The 16416-nt window shown below is 65.0% G+C and carries 13 protein-coding genes and 1 tRNA gene; 5 read left to right on the top strand and 9 right to left on the bottom strand.

Annotated elements, in window-relative coordinates:
* Positions 1–35: 35 nt before the first annotated feature.
* The 9 genes from hemA to groES all read right to left on the bottom strand — a co-directional run bounded on the left by hemA (position 36) and on the right by groES (position 10041).
* Positions 36–1289, bottom strand: a complete 1254-nt coding sequence (hemA, locus tag GO615_RS07520) for a glutamyl-tRNA reductase (protein WP_169126549.1) — start codon at positions 1287–1289, stop codon at positions 36–38.
* A gap of 231 nt (positions 1290–1520) precedes the next feature.
* Positions 1521–2990: an MFS transporter gene (locus GO615_RS07515; protein ID WP_169126547.1), complete on the bottom strand. Its 1470-nt coding sequence runs from the start codon at positions 2988–2990 to the stop codon at positions 1521–1523.
* 218 nt (positions 2991–3208) lie between these two features.
* A tRNA-Phe gene (locus GO615_RS07510) sits at positions 3209–3284 on the bottom strand.
* 154 nt (positions 3285–3438) lie between these two features.
* Positions 3439–5157, bottom strand: a complete 1719-nt coding sequence (locus GO615_RS07505) for a cation acetate symporter (RefSeq protein ID WP_169126545.1) — start codon at positions 5155–5157, stop codon at positions 3439–3441.
* Positions 5154–5462, bottom strand: coding sequence for a DUF485 domain-containing protein (locus tag GO615_RS07500; RefSeq protein ID WP_169126543.1), 309 nt, complete (start codon positions 5460–5462; stop codon positions 5154–5156). The genes GO615_RS07505 and GO615_RS07500 overlap by 4 nt, the downstream gene beginning before the upstream one ends.
* Positions 5463–5593: 131 nt before the next feature.
* Complete coding sequence (locus GO615_RS07495) at positions 5594–7075, bottom strand: sensor histidine kinase (protein WP_169126541.1); 1482 nt, start codon at positions 7073–7075, stop codon at positions 5594–5596.
* The gene (locus GO615_RS07490; RefSeq protein WP_169126539.1) at positions 7050–7736 is read right to left on the bottom strand and encodes a response regulator transcription factor; all 687 of its coding nucleotides are present in this window, start codon (positions 7734–7736) and stop codon (positions 7050–7052) included. Before GO615_RS07490 ends, GO615_RS07495 begins: the two co-directional genes overlap by 26 nt.
* Positions 7737–8049: 313 nt before the next feature.
* Positions 8050–9705: a chaperonin GroEL gene (gene groL / locus GO615_RS07485; protein WP_169126537.1), complete on the bottom strand. Its 1656-nt coding sequence runs from the start codon at positions 9703–9705 to the stop codon at positions 8050–8052.
* 45 nt (positions 9706–9750) lie between these two features.
* A complete protein-coding gene (gene groES, locus GO615_RS07480) occupies positions 9751–10041 on the bottom strand; it encodes a co-chaperone GroES (RefSeq protein ID WP_004311482.1) in 291 nt (96 codons plus the stop codon).
* 341 nt (positions 10042–10382) lie between these two features.
* Between groES and nosR the strand changes: the two genes are divergently transcribed.
* Genes nosR through GO615_RS07455 form a run of 5 tightly spaced genes read left to right on the top strand, consistent with a single transcriptional unit; the run spans position 10383 to position 16401 of the window.
* Entirely contained in the window at positions 10383–11690 is a 1308-nt protein-coding gene (nosR, locus tag GO615_RS07475) for a response regulator c-di-GMP phosphodiesterase, NosR family (protein ID WP_169126535.1), read from the top strand.
* 48 nt (positions 11691–11738) lie between these two features.
* The gene (locus tag GO615_RS07470) at positions 11739–12320 is read left to right on the top strand and encodes a response regulator (RefSeq protein ID WP_169126533.1); all 582 of its coding nucleotides are present in this window, start codon (positions 11739–11741) and stop codon (positions 12318–12320) included.
* A gap of 1 nt (position 12321) precedes the next feature.
* Positions 12322–12975 (top strand): GTP-binding protein, encoded by a 654-nt coding sequence (locus GO615_RS07465; protein ID WP_169126531.1) that lies wholly within the window; start codon positions 12322–12324, stop codon positions 12973–12975.
* Positions 12972–14159 (top strand): sensor histidine kinase, encoded by a 1188-nt coding sequence (locus GO615_RS07460; protein ID WP_169126529.1) that lies wholly within the window; start codon positions 12972–12974, stop codon positions 14157–14159. The genes GO615_RS07465 and GO615_RS07460 overlap by 4 nt, the downstream gene beginning before the upstream one ends.
* Before the next feature lie 7 nt (positions 14160–14166).
* A complete protein-coding gene (locus tag GO615_RS07455; RefSeq protein WP_169126527.1) occupies positions 14167–16401 on the top strand; it encodes an ATPase, T2SS/T4P/T4SS family in 2235 nt (744 codons plus the stop codon).
* Positions 16402–16416: the final 15 nt, after the last annotated feature.

Here is a 16416-nt window from a genome sequence, read left to right as displayed (position 1 = left end):
GGCCGGCAGCGCACCCGCAACGGGCGCGCACCCGACTAATCGTGCGAATTGAGATTGAAGAGTTGCTGCACCAGCCGCGAGGCGTCTGCCTGCTGCTCGCCCTCGGACTGGTTGAGGAAGCGGGTCGGCCCGTGCATCAGCTTGTTGATCAGGCCGTGGCTCAGCGCATCGAGCACCTTCTGCGGATCCTCGCCCTTCGCAAGCAACTTGCTCGCGCGCTCGAGCTCCACGGTGCGCAGCATCTCGGCATGCTGGCGCAGCGCCTTGATCGTCGGCACCGCATCGCGCGCCTGCATCCAGTGCAGGAAACCATCGACGCGCGTATTAATGATCTCCTCGGCCTCGATCACCGCCTGCTGGCGCGACTCGAGACCGGCGTCGACGACCTGCGCCAGGTCATCGACCGTGTACAGGAAGATGTCGTCCAGCGCGCCGACCTCGGCTTCGATGTCACGCGGCACGGCGAGGTCGACCATCACCATCGGCTTGTGGCGGCGCGCCTTGATTGCACGCTCGACCATGCCCAGACCGACGATCGGCAGCGGGCTGGCCGTACAGGAGACGACGATATCGAATTGCGCCAGCACGTCGCCAATCGCATCCAGCCGCATCACCTGCGCCCCGAAGCGGCTCGCCACCACCTGGGCACGCGCCTCGGTACGGTTGGCAACGACCATTTCCCTGGGGTTCGCCCCCGCGAAATGCGCCGCGCACAGCTCGATCATCTCGCCCGCACCGATGAACAGCACGCGCTGGTCGGAGATGCGCTCGAAAATGCGCTCGGACAGGTGCACCGCCGCCGCCGCCATCGACACGATGTTCGCGCCGATTGCCGTCGTCGAGCGCACCTCCTTGGCGACCGCGAAGGTGTTCTGGAACAGCTTGTGCAGCAGGGTCCCCATGGTCCCTGCCTCTTCCGCCCGCCGCGCCGCGTCCTTGACCTGGCCGAGAATCTGCGGCTCGCCCAGCACCATCGAATCGAGCCCGCTGGCGACGCGGAACACGTGGCGGATCGCGTCGCGCTGCGGATAGGTGTAGAGATAGGGCGACACTTCCTTCAGCGACAGCTGGTGGAAGCTCGCCAGCCAGTCGGCCGCATGCTGCGGCTGCTCGGTGGCGAAGTACAGCTCGGTGCGGTTGCAGGTCGACAGGATCGCGGCCTCACGCACCGTGCGCGCATGCGTCAGGTTGTGCAGGGCATCGTCCAGCCGCTCGGGCTGAAACGCCACCCGCTCCCGTATGCTGAGCGGAGCGGTGTGATGATTCAAGCCAAGAGCATAAAGTTGCATGCGCGATCGCAAAGAAAAGCCTAATTCTGCGGATTATAGCACCGTGAAAAACGTCGCAATATTGCGCGAAATCAGACCTTTCTGTTGCGCATACTGCAACGTCAACGAAAACGGGCCGACAAGCGCCGACCCGTTTCGATTACAGGCGATTCTAACACGCCACGGACGCAAGCTGCGCCACGGGGCGCGAACGCACGGAGCCCCCGCACCCGCCACGCCCCCCGGCCAGCCTTACTTTACCGTCCTCGCGGCGGGCTTCGGGACGGTCAGCATGATCGACAGGATCGCGACGAGCACCATGAAGACATTGAACATCAGCGCGATGATCGCAGCCTGGCGCACCGCCAGATTGTCCTGCCGCCCGTAGAAGGTGATCACGCCGTCCAGCCATGCCACGCTCTCCGGGTTCGCGCGCAGCGCCGTGAAGATCGCCGCGGAGACCGCCACGCCGAACGCGGCGCCGAGCGAGGACGCCATCTTGTAGATACCCGCCCCCGAGCCCGCCTGCGCGGACGGCAGGCTCGACAGCGCGGCGTCGGTCGACGGCGTGGCATAGAAGGCCAGCCCGATGCCGAACAGGGCATACGCCACCATGGCCATGAGCTTGTACGTACCGAGCATGACGTTGGCCGGAGAGAGCATCAGGATTGCCACCCCCGTGATGACACAGCCCCAGATCATCGGCTTGCGTGCGCCGAAGCGCTGCAGCAGCTTCTCGCCCACGCGGATGAAGGCGATGATCGCAATCGCATAGCCGAGCGTCAGCGTGCCCGCCTCCTGCGCGGTCATGTTGCCACCCAACTGGACGAGCTGCAGCGATACGAGCAGGGTCCCGGCCACGCCATTGAGCAGGAAGTTCGAGATCGTCGCACCGGCATAGGTCCGATTCCGGAACAGCTTGAAATCGACGAAGCCATGTGGACTGACGCTCTCGATGCGGAAAAACAGCGAGCCGACGATGATGACGACCGCGATCAGCCCCAGGATCAGCGGACTCGTCCAACCCAGCTTGTTGCCCTGGGTGACGACGATCTGCAGGGCAACCATCGTGATCATGAACGCGATCACGCCGGCGAAATCGAACTTGTAGCCGCCGCTCGTCTCCGCCTTGCTCTCCGGCGTGCCGCGCACCAGGAACAGGCCGACCAGGGCGACGACGATGGAGACCAGGAAGATGTAGCGCCAGCCGAAGTTCGCAGTCATCAGACCGCCGAACAGCGAACACATGCCCGATCCGCCCCACGAACCGATGGACCACAGGCTGACCGCGCGCTGCCGTCCCGCCCCGTCCCAGTAGGTTTTCACCAGCGCGAGGCTGGCTGGCATGATGCATGCCGCCGACACCCCCTGGAGCGCACGCCCGACCATCAGGAAGGCTGTGCCGAAACTGCCGACCGGAGCCGTTGCGATCAGGGCCGAACCGAGGACGCTCAGATAGAAGCCGATGGTAATCATCCGCAAGCGCCCGATGCGGTCCGCGAGCCCCCCGAGCACGACGGTGAAGATGCCGGAGAACAGCGCGGTCACGGCCACCGCAATATTCATGACGCTTGGATCGAGCCCGAGATCCCGCTGCATGTCCGGCGCGATATTGAGCGTCGTCTGGGCAAACAGCCAGAAGGTGATGACCCCGAGAATGATGCCGACAAGCAGTCTGTCGGTACCTTGGTAACTGCTGGAACTGCTCGCCCCCTGGTTCATCGCACCCCTCCTCGAAACAAGTTGCAGATGTTAACATTTCGAGTACGTTGAAGAAATCAACTTTTTGAGCGCCGGGCGCAGGACACCACCGGGAGCCGACCCGCTCGGGCGGGCAAAGCAAGCCCTGACGCGAAAAACGGCGTGTACGGGATTGGCAGAGGAACGTCAGAAAAGCAAAAAGCCCGCCGATGAGGGCGGGCTTTTTGCTTGATATTCCTTGGTGGCCAGGGACGGAATCGAACCGCCGACACGCGGATTTTCAATCCGCTGCTCTACCAACTGAGCTACCTGGCCGGTGAAGACGCGCATTATAGCGGGTCTCGACGAAGTGTCAAAGATATTTTCGTCACGACATCGAAATATCCGCCAGGCAAAAAAATGGGGCAGCAATCGCCGCCCCGAATCATTCACCCAACCACCGGCCCGAAGGCCGGCGGCATTACAGCCCTCAGTGGCCGGATGCGCCTTCCGCGCCGATACCGGTTTCCGAACGCACCTTCTGCGCGAGGTAGCCCGCACGGTCTTCCTGGGCACGCGCGCTGTTGTCGAGGATCGAGAACAGCCAGATGCCGATGAAGCCCGCGGCCATCGAGAAGAGCGCCGGCGAGGTGTAGGGGAACAGCGCCGAACCCTTCGGGTTGCCCAGCGTGGCTTCCCACACCGACGGCGACACGACGGTCAGCGCGACGGCAGTGATCAGGCCGATGAAGCCGCCGATGCACGCCCCGCGGGTAGTGCAATCCTTCCACAGCACCGACATGAACAGTACCGGGAAGTTGGCCGAAGCCGCGATCGCGAAGGCCAGCGACACCATGAAGGCGATGTTCTGCTTCTCGAACGCGATACCCAGCACCACCGCGATGATGCCCAGGGCGATCGTCGTCATGCGCGAAACACGCAGCTCCGATGCGGAATCGGCGTTGCCGTGCTTGAACACCGTGGCGTAAAGGTCATGCGACACCGCGGAAGCTCCCGACAGCGTCAGGCCGGCAACCACCGCCAGAATCGTTGCGAACGCAACGGCGGAGATGAAGCCGAGGAAGACGTTGCCGCCGACTGCATTGGCGAGGTGGATAGCGGCCATGTTGCTGCCGCCGATCAGCCCGCCCTTGGCATCGAGGAAGCCGGGGTTGGTCGAAACCAGCACGATCGCGCCGAAGCCGATGATGAAGGTGAGGATGTAGAAGTAGCCGATCCAGGTGGTGGCCCAGAACACCGACTTGCGTGCTTCCTTCGCATCGGGAACGGTGAAGAAGCGCATCAGGATGTGCGGCAGGCCGGCGGTACCGAACATCAGCGCCATGCCGAAGGAGATCGCGGAAATCGGATCCTTGATGAAGGAGCCCGGGCCCATGATCGCCTGGCCGAGAATCCCGGCCTCTTCGGGGGTCTTGCCCGCTGCGGCAGCCACGCCTGCCTTCACGCGCACGGCGTCGGCGAACAGCGCCTCCGGCGAGAAGCCGTAGGCCAGCAGCACCATGAAGGCCATGAAGGACGCGCCGGCAAGCAGCAGGCAGGCCTTGATGATCTGCACCCAGGTGGTTGCGGTCATGCCGCCGAAGAGCACGTACACCATCATCAGCGCGCCGACGATGACGACGGCCATCCAGTACTCGAGGCCAAACAGCAGCTTGATCAGCTGGCCGGCGCCGACCATCTGCGCGATCAGGTAGAACGCAACCACGACCAGCGTGCCCGAAGCCGCGAAGGCGCGGATCGGGGTCTGCTTGAAGCGGTAGGCGGCAACGTCGGCGAAGGTGAACTTGCCGAGGTTCCGCAGGCGTTCCGCCATCAGGAAGGTGATGACAGGCCAGCCGACGAGGAAGCCGATCGAGTAGATCAATCCGTCGTAGCCGTTGGCCATGACCGCGGCGGAAATACCGAGGAAGGACGCAGCCGACATGTAGTCGCCCGCGATCGCGAGGCCGTTCTGGAAGCCGGTGATGCCGCCCCCGGCGGTGTAGAAATCGGCCGCCGACTTGGTCTTGGCCGCTGCCCACTTGGTGATGTAGAGCGTGCCGACGACGAAGACCGCGAACATGATGATCGCGGTCCAGTTGGTTGCCTGCTTTTCCGCCTGACCGAGGTCAGCGCCGGCCGCCAGGGCTGCGCCCGCGGCCAGGGCGAGCGCGAGTCCGCCGCCGAGTTTCATGAAGCGGCCGCTCATTTGCTGCTCTCCTTGACGATATCCTGGGTCAGCGCGTCGAACTCGGAGTTCGCACGGCGTACATAGAGGCCGGTGATGATGATCGTAAACACGATCACGCCGAGACCGACCGGGATGCCCACGGTCATGACGCCGTCGCCCAGGCGCTGGGCGAACAGTCCCTTGTTGAACGCGATGACCGCGATGTAGCCGTAGTACACGACCATCATGATCGCCGTCAGAATCCAGCCGAACGACGAGCGGGCGCTCACGAGCTGCTGGTACTTCGGGTTGGCGACGATTCTTGTCACCATATCGTTTTGCATGTCTCCCTCCTTGAAACGGTGGTCAGCCGGGATTTTTCTCCGGTTGCCGCAACCTTAATGCGGGAGACTTACGATGCCCTTACGCGGGCCTGCAGGACCGCATCCGACCGCAACGCGGCCGGCCAGCCCATCTACCCGAGCGGGAAATCGCCGTATACCTGTATCGGCGGAGGGACGTGGCCGCGCGGGAAGACGACCTGGACGATCGTGCCCTGGCCCGCGGGATTGGGATTGAGCGTGACGGTCGCGCGATGCAGCTCGGCAATCTCGCGCACGATCGGCAAGCCCAGACCGGAACCGTCCTCGCCGCTGCCGAGCACGCGATAGAAGCGCTCGAACACCCGCTCGCGATCGGCCTCGGGGATGCCGACGCCGGTATCCTCGACTTCCAGGATCGGCGCACCGGCGTAACGCGTGTTGGCCGTGACGCTACCGCCCACCGGCGTGTATTTGATGGCGTTATCGACGAGATTCTTGATCATCTCCCGCAGCAGCACCGGATTGCCCTCGACCGTCAGCACGTCGGAGCCGCCCTCCACGCCGAGATCGATGTTCTTCGCCTGGGCCCGCGGGAAGAGATCGAGCGCGACGTCACGCACGAGCGCGCGCAGGTCGATGGTTTCGACCGCGTAGAGCTTCTCGAAGCTCGCCTCGGCGCGTGCGAGCGACAGCAGCTGGTTGATGAGGTGGCTCGCGCGTTCCGTGCTCTGGGCGATGCGCGACAGCGACTCGCGCAGCGCGACGGGGTCGGTTTCCTGCAGCGCGAGCTCGGTCTGCATGCGCAGGCCGGTAAGCGGCGTGCGCATCTGGTGCGCGGCATCGGCGATGAAGCGTTGCTGGGCGTGCAGGTTCTCCTCCAGCCGCGCCATCATGTCGTTGAAGGCGACGATCAACGGGCGCACCTCCTCCGGCACGCTGGCCGCCACGATCGGCGAGAGATCGGTGGGACGGCGACGGCGGATCAGGCTCTGCAGGCGGTTGAGCGGCGCGATGCCGCGCGTGAGACCGACCCACACCAGCACGACGGCAAGCGGGATGATGGCGAACTGCGGCAACAGCACGCCGGTAACGACGCGCGAGGCGAGATCGCTGCGCTTGTTGCGGGTTTCCGCGACCTGCACGAGCACGAGGGGACTGGCGGGCTCCGGCCACGGGCGCAGGAACTGATAGGCGATACGCACCTCTTCACCCTGGATCACATCGTCGCGGTAGAGCACGTCCTCGGGTATCAGGATCGGAGGGGCGGGCGTCCAGCCGATTTCGCGGTCGCCGGTGACCAGATCGCCGCTTTCGTTCGCGACCTGGTAGTAGACGACGTCGTCCTGGTCGGCACGGAACAGCGCCCGCGGCGGCGCGGGGAAGTGCACCGCCACCTTGCCCTCCTCCACCGTGACCAGGCGCGCCAGCGCGCGCACGCTGTCGGCGAGGGCGCGGTCGTAAGGCTGGTTGGCGATGTTGTCGGCGACGTTGTGCGTGACGATGATGGAGATCGGCCACAGGAATAGCAGCGGCGCGAGCATCCAGTCGAGGATCTCGCCGAACAGCGAGTTCGGCTGCGTCGGCGAGCGCCCGCCCGCCGCCGTCTTGTCAGGCTTTCGCCGCCTGGCCAGCATCCACCGTTTCCAGGCAGTACCCCAGCCCGCGCACCGTCACGATGCGCACGCCGCTGTCCTCGAGCTTCTTGCGCAGGCGATGGACGTAAACCTCGATCGCGTTGCTCGAAACCTCCTCGCCCCATCCGCACAGGTGGTCGACGAGTTGATCCTTGCTGACGAGGCGCCCCACCCGCAGGACGAACACTTCGAGCAAACCAATCTCGCGCGCGGAGAATTCGACGACCTGGCCGTTGATCTTCACGACGTGGTCGGCCTGGTCGTAGGACAGGCTGCCAACCTCGATGCAACGTGCCTGACCGGTGCCGCGGCGGGTGAGCGCGCGCACGCGCGCCTCCAGCTCGGGCAGCGCAAAGGGTTTCGTGAGGTAGTCGTCGGCGCCGGCATCGAGGCCGCGCACGCGATCCTCGACGCCGTCCTGGGCAGTGAGGATCAGCACCGGAATGGTCGACTTGCGCGCCCGCAGGCGCTTCAGGACCTCGATCCCCGGCAGGCGCGGCAAGCCCAGGTCGAGAATCACCAGATCATAGGGTTGCGATGCCAACGCGGTATCCGCTTCGATGCCGGAAAACACGTGATCGACTGCAAAGCCGCCGCGACGCAGGGCGCGACACAAACCGTCTGCAATGACGGCATCATCTTCAGCAAGCAGAATCCGCATGGAATCAGGATGTAAGTTACATGTAAGCGGGCGCGCCTAGATTTACACCCGCTGTTCTCCTTTACCCGGTCAGAGGAATGGCCGCGCCGCCAGCGCGCCCGCTCCCGGGAGCTTCCGACGGCTTCGTCCGGAACTCCCGACCGCCTTTTTTTGCCCTTCTCCTCGAATTATCACACGCTTCGAGCGCGACCGTGCAGCGAGGGCCGTTCTTGCGTGCACAACGTCGGCCGAAAAGCACAACGGCCCCGCCGAAGCGGGGCCGTTGTGCACCGGACCCGAAGGCCCGGAAGGTGAGCTGGCGCTCAGACAGGCATTACATGCCCATGTCCATGCCACCCATGCCGCCCATACCACCCATGCCGCCCATGCCGCCGCCCATCGCGGGCTTGTCTTCGACCAGCTCGCCGACCATGCAGTCGGTGGTGAGCATCAGGCCGGCAACCGAAGCGGCGTTCTGCAGCGCGGTGCGCTCGACCTTGGTCGGGTCCAGCACGCCCATCTCGACCATGTCGCCGTACTCGCCGGTGGCGGCGTTGTAGCCGAAGTTGCCCGTACCTTCATTGACCTTGTTGACGACCACCGAGGGCTCGTCGCCAGCGTTGGCGACGATCTCGCGCAGGGGCTGCTCCATCGCGCGCAGCACGATCTTGATGCCGGCGTCCTGGTCGTGGTTGTCGCCCTTGAGGTTGCCCAGGTTGGCGCGGGCACGCAGCAGCGCGACGCCGCCGCCGGGGACGATGCCTTCTTCAACGGCAGCGCGGGTGGCGTGCAGCGCGTCTTCGACGCGGGCCTTCTTTTCCTTCATCTCGACTTCGGTGGCAGCACCGACCTTGATCACCGCGACACCGCCGGCGAGCTTGGCGACGCGCTCCTGCAGCTTCTCGCGGTCGTAGTCCGAGGTGGCTTCCTCGATCTGCACGCGGATCTGCTTGACGCGGGCTTCGATGCGGTCGGCCTGGCCGGCGCCGTCGATGAGGATGGTGTTTTCCTTGCCGATCTCGATGCGCTTGGCCTGGCCGAGGTCGTTCAGGGTGGCCTTCTCGAGGGTCAGGCCGACTTCCTCGGCGATGACCTGGCCGCCGGTCAGGACGGCGATGTCTTCCAGCATGGCCTTGCGACGGTCGCCGAAGCCCGGGGCCTTGACGGCGCAGGTCTTGAGGATGCCGCGGATGTTGTTGACCACGAGGGTCGCCAGCGCTTCGCCTTCCACGTCTTCGGCGATGATCAACAGCGGGCGGCCGGCCTTGGCGACCTGCTCGAGCACCGGCAGGAGGTCACGAATGTTCGAGATCTTCTTGTCGAACAGCAGAACGAACGGGTTCTCGAGGATCGCGACCTGCTTGTCCGGGTTGTTGATGAAGTACGGCGACAGGTAGCCGCGGTCGAACTGCATGCCCTCGACGACGTCGAGTTCGTTCTGCAGCGACTTGCCGTCCTCGACGGTGATGACGCCTTCCTTGCCGACCTTGTCCATCGCACGGGCGATGATGTCGCCGATGTCCTGGTCCGAGTTCGCGGAGATCGAGCCGACCTGGGCGATTTCCTTGTTGGTCGAGCAGGGCTTCGACAGCTTCTTCAGCTCTTCGATGGTGGCAATGACGGCCTTGTCGATGCCGCGCTTGAGGTCCATCGGGTTCATGCCGGCGGCAACGTACTTCATGCCTTCGCGCACGATCGACTGGGCCAGCACGGTCGCGGTGGTGGTGCCGTCACCGGCGATGTCCGAGGTCTTGGAAGCGACTTCCTTGACCATCTGCGCGCCCATGTTGGCGAACTTGTCCTTCAGTTCGATTTCCTTGGCGACCGAGACGCCGTCCTTGGTCACCGTCGGGGCGCCGAACGAGCGCTCGAGCACGACGTTGCGGCCCTTCGGGCCCAGGGTCACCTTGACCGCGTCGGCCAGGATGTTGACGCCTTCGACCATGCGGGCACGGGCGGAATCACCGAACTTGACTTCTTTAGCTGCCATTGTTGATTGCTCCTAGGATTCGTTTGACGAGGCGGAACGGGAGGCTCAGGCCTCGACCACGCCCATGATGTCTTCTTCGCGCATGACGAGCAGCTCGTCGCCTTCGACCTTGACGGTCTGGCCGGCGTACTTGCCGAACAGGACCTTGTCGCCGACCTTGACGGCCATCGGGCGGACCTTGCCGTCGTCGAGGATCTTGCCGTTGCCCACGGCCAGCACTTCGCCCTGGTCGGGCTTCTCGCCGGCCGAGTCGGGGATCACGATGCCGCTGGCGGTCTTGCGTTCGGCTTCGAGGCGCTTGACGATCACGCGATCATGCAAGGGACGGATTTTCATTGACTCACTCCTTGTTATCACATCGAGCACGGGCAGGGCCCGTCTGGAAAATTCGCAGTGGCCGCGGGCGCTGCCCGGGCCGTTAGCACTCACTGCCAACGAGTGCTAATAATAGGGACGCACTTTTGGGATTTCAAGTGCGGGATGGACATTTCCTTCGCGCGCCTGTCAGGCTGACGGAACACCACCCTGCATGCCGTGAGCGGCGGAAAAAAGCGCGATGGTTGAAGGGCTGGCGGATTCAGCCCGGAGTGGCGCGGCCATTAACATCAGTGGCATTATAATTTGCATACATTTACTTGCTTTGCCCACTCCAGCATCGGGGTTAGCCCCACAGGGCCATGACAGAGACCGTCCAGATCACCCCAAGCGTGCTCCTAGTCGACGACGAGCCAAGCATCTTGTCGTCGCTGCGGCGGCTATTGCGCCCCGCCGGCTACAAGATCCACACGGCGGAGGGCGGCAGGGCCGGCCTGGAGATCCTGGAGCGCGAACACGTCGACCTGGTGGTGTCCGACATGCGCATGCCGGAGATGGACGGCGCGACCTTCCTGGAGCAGGTGCGCACGCGCTGGCCCGACGTGATCCGCCTGCTGCTGACCGGCTACGCGGACATGGGCTCGACCATCGACGCGATCAACCGGGGCGAGATTTATCGCTACATCGCCAAACCCTGGGACGACAGCGAACTGGCGCTGACGGTCAGGGATGCGCTCGAACGGCGCCGGCTGCAAGCGGAAAACGCGCGCCTGCTGGCACTTACCCAGCAGCAGAACGAGGCCCTGCGCGAGCTCAACGCCGGACTCGAGGACAAGGTGCGCGAGCGCACCGACGCGCTGGAGCAGGCCAATGGCTCGCTCAAGCAGGCCAACGAGCGTCTGAAGCAGAATTTCCTCGTCTCCATCAAGACCTTCTCGGGCCTGATCGAATTGCGCGGCGGCGGCGTCGCTGGCCATGCCCGCCGGGTTGCAGACCTCGCGCGCCGGCTGGCAGCTCGGCTCGAAGTGGATGCCAAGGGCCAGCAGGACATTTTCGTTGCCGGCCTGCTGCACGATATCGGGAAGATCGGATTTTCCGATGCGGTGCTCGCCAAGCCGGTGCCGCGATTGACCAGCGAGGAGCTCGCGCATTACCGCAAGCACGCGATCGCCGGCGAATCGGCGCTGATGCCGCTCAACGAGCTCAAGGACGCTGCGCACCTGATCCGCTCGCACCACGAACGCTTCGACGGGCAGGGCTTTCCCGATGGGCTGCAGGGCCTGACCATTCCCTTCGGGGCGCGCATCCTGAGTGTCGTGAACGATTACGATGGCTTGCAGAACGGGACGCTGTCCGACAAGCGCATGACGCGCGACGAGGCGCTGGCGATGATCGTGCGGGCGCGAGGCAAACGTTACGACCCGCAGGTCGTCGATGCCTTCGTCGAGATGCAGGGCGGCGTCACACCCGAGCCGCCGTCGCGCGACCTGCCGGTGGCGGCGGCCGACCTGCGGCCGGGCATGGTCCTCGCTCGCGATCTGGTCGGACGGGACGGTGCCCTGCTCCTCGCGGCCGATTACTTGCTCGACGAATCCCTGACGCGCCAGATCCAGAATTACGCTCGACGCGAAGGCATCACACTGACCTTGTACGTGCGCAACGACAAATGACACGCAGCACCGGTGCCCGGCGTGCCGGTGTTTCGCCTGGGAGGTCCCATGAGCCGCATCCTGATCGTCGATGACGAGGAGTCGATCCTGAAATCGCTGAGGCGACTGCTGTCGCTGACGCCCTGCGTGGCGGGAGGAAAGGTCTATCCGCTGCAGATCGACGTCTTCAGCAACCCGGCCGACGCTCTCGACAAGTCGTGCCACACCGCCTACGACCTGGTGCTGTCCGACTATCGCATGCCCGGGATGGACGGCGTGCAGTTCCTCAAGGCCTTCCGCGAGATCCAGCCGGATGCCGCGCGCCTGATCCTTTCGGGCTACGCCGACCTGAACGGCCTGATCGGCGCCATCAACGAGGCCGGCATCAGCCGCTTCCTGTCCAAACCCTGGAACGACTATGAGCTGGTCGCCGCGATCGGCCAGGCGCTGGCGGTTCGCGAGCTGACGCTCGAAAACCAGCGCCTGGCCGATCAGGTACGCGTCACGGCGGGCGCCATGTCTGCGGAAGAGCTGGAGCGCAAGCGCCTCGAAGCCGAGGAGCCGGGCATCACCAAGGTGATCTGGAGCGAGGACGGTTCGGTGCTGCTCGACGAGTCGCTGCTCGACGATCCGGACGCGGGGCGGCATTGAGATGCCGGAGCTGGAGCGTGACGCCGGCCGGCTGACGTTCAAGCTGGTGTATTACGGCCCCGCGCAGGGCGGCAAGACCACCAACCTGATGCAGTTGCACGATCTGGTGGGCGCCGAGATGAAGGGCGAGCTGATGACCCTCGAGACGCAGCACGACCGCACGCTGTTCTTCGACCTGCTGCCGCTGGGCTTTCGTGCGCCGTCAGGGCTGACGATCCGCTTCCGGTTGTTTACGGTGCCCGGCCAGGTCGCTCATGACGGTACGCGCAAAGCGGTGCTGTCGCGCGCCGACGGCGTGGTCTTCGTCGCCGATTCGCAGCGCACGGAGGCGACGAACAACGGCGAATCCTTCCAGAATCTGGTCGAGAACCTCGGCCGCGTCGGCCTCGACCTGGAGCACCTGCCGATCGTCGTCCAGTTCAACAAGCGCGACCTGCCCTCCATCCTCAGCGAGGACGAGGTGCGCGAACGCTATGAAGGGGCGCCGTGGCCGCTGGTGTTCGCCAGCGCGATCAGCGGCAGCGGCGTCGTGCAGACCTTCCGCGTCCTGTTGCAGGGGGTGTGGCGGCAGTTTGCGTCCGAGCTCGAACTCGACACGGTTCACGGGCTCGACGAGGCGGCCTTCCTCAGGGCCGCACTGGGAGAGGCGCGATGAGCGGCGAGGCTGGTTTCGATCGGGAGTTCGTGCTCGGCGAACTGATCGCTGCCCGCGATGCCGATGAACTGTGCGCCCAGTTGACGCCCGTGCTGGGGGCCCCGGTGGCGCTGCTCGACGCCACCGGAGCGCCGTTCGGCGCCGCCGCCGAACCGCCCGGCGCGATCCGCGCGCCCCTGGTGCTGGAACTCGAACCGCTCGCTTATCTCGCCTGCGCCTGCGATGCCGCCGCGCTCAAGGCGGCGGCCCGTGTCGTACGCTGGGGGCTGCTGTCGCGCGCACGCTTCCGCATGGTGTCGGATCTGCACCTCGAGGCGGTGCGTGCGGACTACGCCAAGCTACAGCAGCAGAACGAGGCGCTCAGGGCCTCCGAAGCGAAATACCGGGAGCTCGCCGAGGCGCTCGACGCGAAGGTGAAGGAACAGGTCCGGATCATCGACGAGCGCCAGCGCCAGCTCTACCAGGCGGAGCGCCTCGCGTCGATCGGACAGCTCGCGGCGGGCGTTGCACACGAAATCAACAATCCCCTCGGTTTCGTCACCAGCAACCTCTCTTCGGCCGAACGCTACCTCGCACAGTTGGAAGCCTTGCGCGAATACGTCCCGGCAGAGCGCTGGAAGACGGCCGACATGGACTTCGTGCTGGAGGACTTTGCCGAACTGATCTCGGACTCTCAGCAGGGGGTCGCCCGCATCGCGCGCATCGTTCGCGACCTCAAGGGCTTTTCCAGCGTGGACAAGCCCGACGTACAGCTCGCGAATCTGAACGAGCACCTCGAGTCGCTATTTGCGGTGATCGCCGGCCAGAAACCCGCGGGCGTCACCCTCGAGAGCGAGCTGGGGCCGCTTCCGCCCCTGACCTGCCTGCCCGGCCATCTCAACCAGGCCTTCCTCAACATCCTGCAGAACGCGCTGCAGGCAGTGGATCAGCACGGCACCGTGACTTTGCGCTCCTGCGCGACCGACACCCATATCATCGTGCAGATCGACGACGACGGCCCCGGCATCGCGGCGGAGGTCCTGCCCCACATTTTCGACCCGTTCTACACGACGCGCGGCGTGGGCGGCGGCACCGGCCTGGGGCTGACCGTGGCCCGCGACGTCGTTCTCACGCACGGCGGCACGATCACCGCCGACAACCGCCCCGAGGGCGGAGCACGCTTCACCGTGGAGTTGCCGCTGTAGGCCCGCCATGAGCAATTACGCCGCCTTCTTCACCGGTCAGAAGGACGCCGCCGCCCCTGCCGCGGCGGCCGAGAAGCCCCGCTACCGCATCCTGTTCGTCGACGACGAGCCGGCGATCCTGAAGGCGCTGACGCGCATCTTCCGCAGCCAGTCCTACGAGGTACTCACGGCCGGCAACAGCACCGAGGCCCTTGCGCGCCTGAAGGAGGCGCCGGTGCAGGTCATCATCAGCGATTACATGATGCCCGGCATGAACGGCGCCGAACTGCTCAAGCACGTCAAGAAGCTGTATCCGGACACCATCCGCATCATGCTCACCGGCCACGCCGACACCGGCGCCGTGATGGGTGCGATCAACGAAGGAGCGGTGTACAAGTTCATCCTCAAGCCGTGGAACGACGACGACCTGCGCGTCACGGTGTCACTCGCGCTGGAGCAGTTCGACCTGGTGCAGAAGAACCGCGCGCTGACGGCGGAGAACGCGAAGAAATCGAAGGAGATTTCCGCGCTGTCGCGTATGGCGGTGTCCAACCGCAGCCAGCTTGGCACGATGCTGCACAAGAAAGGGCTGATCACCAGTACGCAATGGCAGGAACTCACCCGGCTGCAGGGCATCCACAAGGAACCCCTGATCAAGCTGCTGCTCGAGCGCAGCTGGGTGGCCGAGAAGGCCCTGCGCAAGATCCTGCGCGAGGACCTGCTGGTCGAGGAGGTATCGCTGGGCGAATTCCGCGTCGATCCGGCAATCGCAGAGCTCATTCCGCGCTCGTTCTGCCGCAAGCAATGGGTGGTGCCGCTCAAGCTCGAGGGACGGCGCCTGATGCTTGCGGTGGCAGACCCGATGGATGCGGGGCTGATCGACGACATCCGCTTCACGGCCGGGCTGGACCTGAAGGTCGTGATGGCCGACTCCGAGGCGATCCAGAGCAAGATCACCGAGGTATACGGCAGCGACGACGGCAGCGACATCCGCGAACTCGAGACCCTGGTAGGCAATATCGACCCGTACGAGGGCATCGAGATCGTCATCGACGAGGACGAGGCGGTGCCACTCGACGAGTTGATGGCCGCGACCAACGAGCCCCCTGCGATCCGCCTCGTCAATGCCATCATCCTGGAGGCGATCCGCCTCGGCGCCTCCGACATCCACATCCAGCCGAAGACCAAGAATGTCGTAGTGCGCTTGCGCATCGACGGCGTGCTGCAGGACAAGATCCAGATTCCGCACGCACTGCACAGCCCGCTGGTGTCGCGGCTGAAGATCATGGCCGAGCTCGACATCTCGGAGCGCCGCCGCCCCCAGGACGGGCGCATCACCGTGAAGTCGCCGCTGCGCATCGTCGACCTGCGCATCTCCACCCTGCCGACGATCAACGGCGAAAAGGTCGTGATGCGCATCCTTGACCGCAACTCGCAGGTGCTGAGCCTCGCCGGGCTGGGCTTCGGCGAGACGGGGCTGGCCAAGGTGCGGGTGATGGTCGACAAGCCGCAGGGCCTCGTGCTCGCGACGGGACCGACCGGCAGCGGCAAGACCACCACGCTATATTCGCTGCTGCAGGCAAACGCCTCGCCGGCGAAGAACTACATCACGATCGAGGATCCGGTCGAGTATTACCTCGACAGCGCGGGCCAGGTACTGGTCAAGGAAAAGATCGGGCTCACCTTCCCGGCGGTACTGCGCGCGATCCTGCGCCAGGATCCGGATGTCGTGCTGATCGGCGAGATCCGCGACTACGAGACCGCCGAGGTCGCGTTCCACACGGCGCTGACGGGCCATCAGGTGCTCTCCACACTGCACACCAACTCCGCGCTGGCAACGATCGCGCGCCTGCTGGATCTCGGCCTCAAGCCCTTCATCGTCGCGAGTGCGCTCGAAGGCGTCATTGCACAGCGCCTGGTGCGCCGCATCTGCCGTCACTGCCGCCGCGAGACTGCTCCCGACCCCGCCCTCGCCGCCCGCGTCGGCAGCCGCTTTGCCCAACTCGAACGGGTCTTCGCCGGTGAAGGTTGCGCGCAGTGCGACGGCACCGGCTACCACGGACGACTGGGGCTGTACGAGATCCTGCTGCCGGACGAGCGGCTGCGCGATCTGATCACGCGCGGCGCGAGCATCCGCGAGATCACCGAGCACTCGCGGGCAAGCGGACATGAGACGCTGTGGGATGACGCGTTGGCGAAGATTGCACGGGGCGACACGACGCTCGAGGAAATCCTGCGCGTGCTCGGCCCGGAACCCGAATGACCGATCAATCCGATG

This window comes from Aromatoleum evansii (assembly GCF_012910805.1).
GTDB lineage: Bacteria > Pseudomonadota > Gammaproteobacteria > Burkholderiales > Rhodocyclaceae > Aromatoleum > Aromatoleum evansii.
This window is presented reverse-complemented; position numbering and strand designations above follow the sequence as displayed.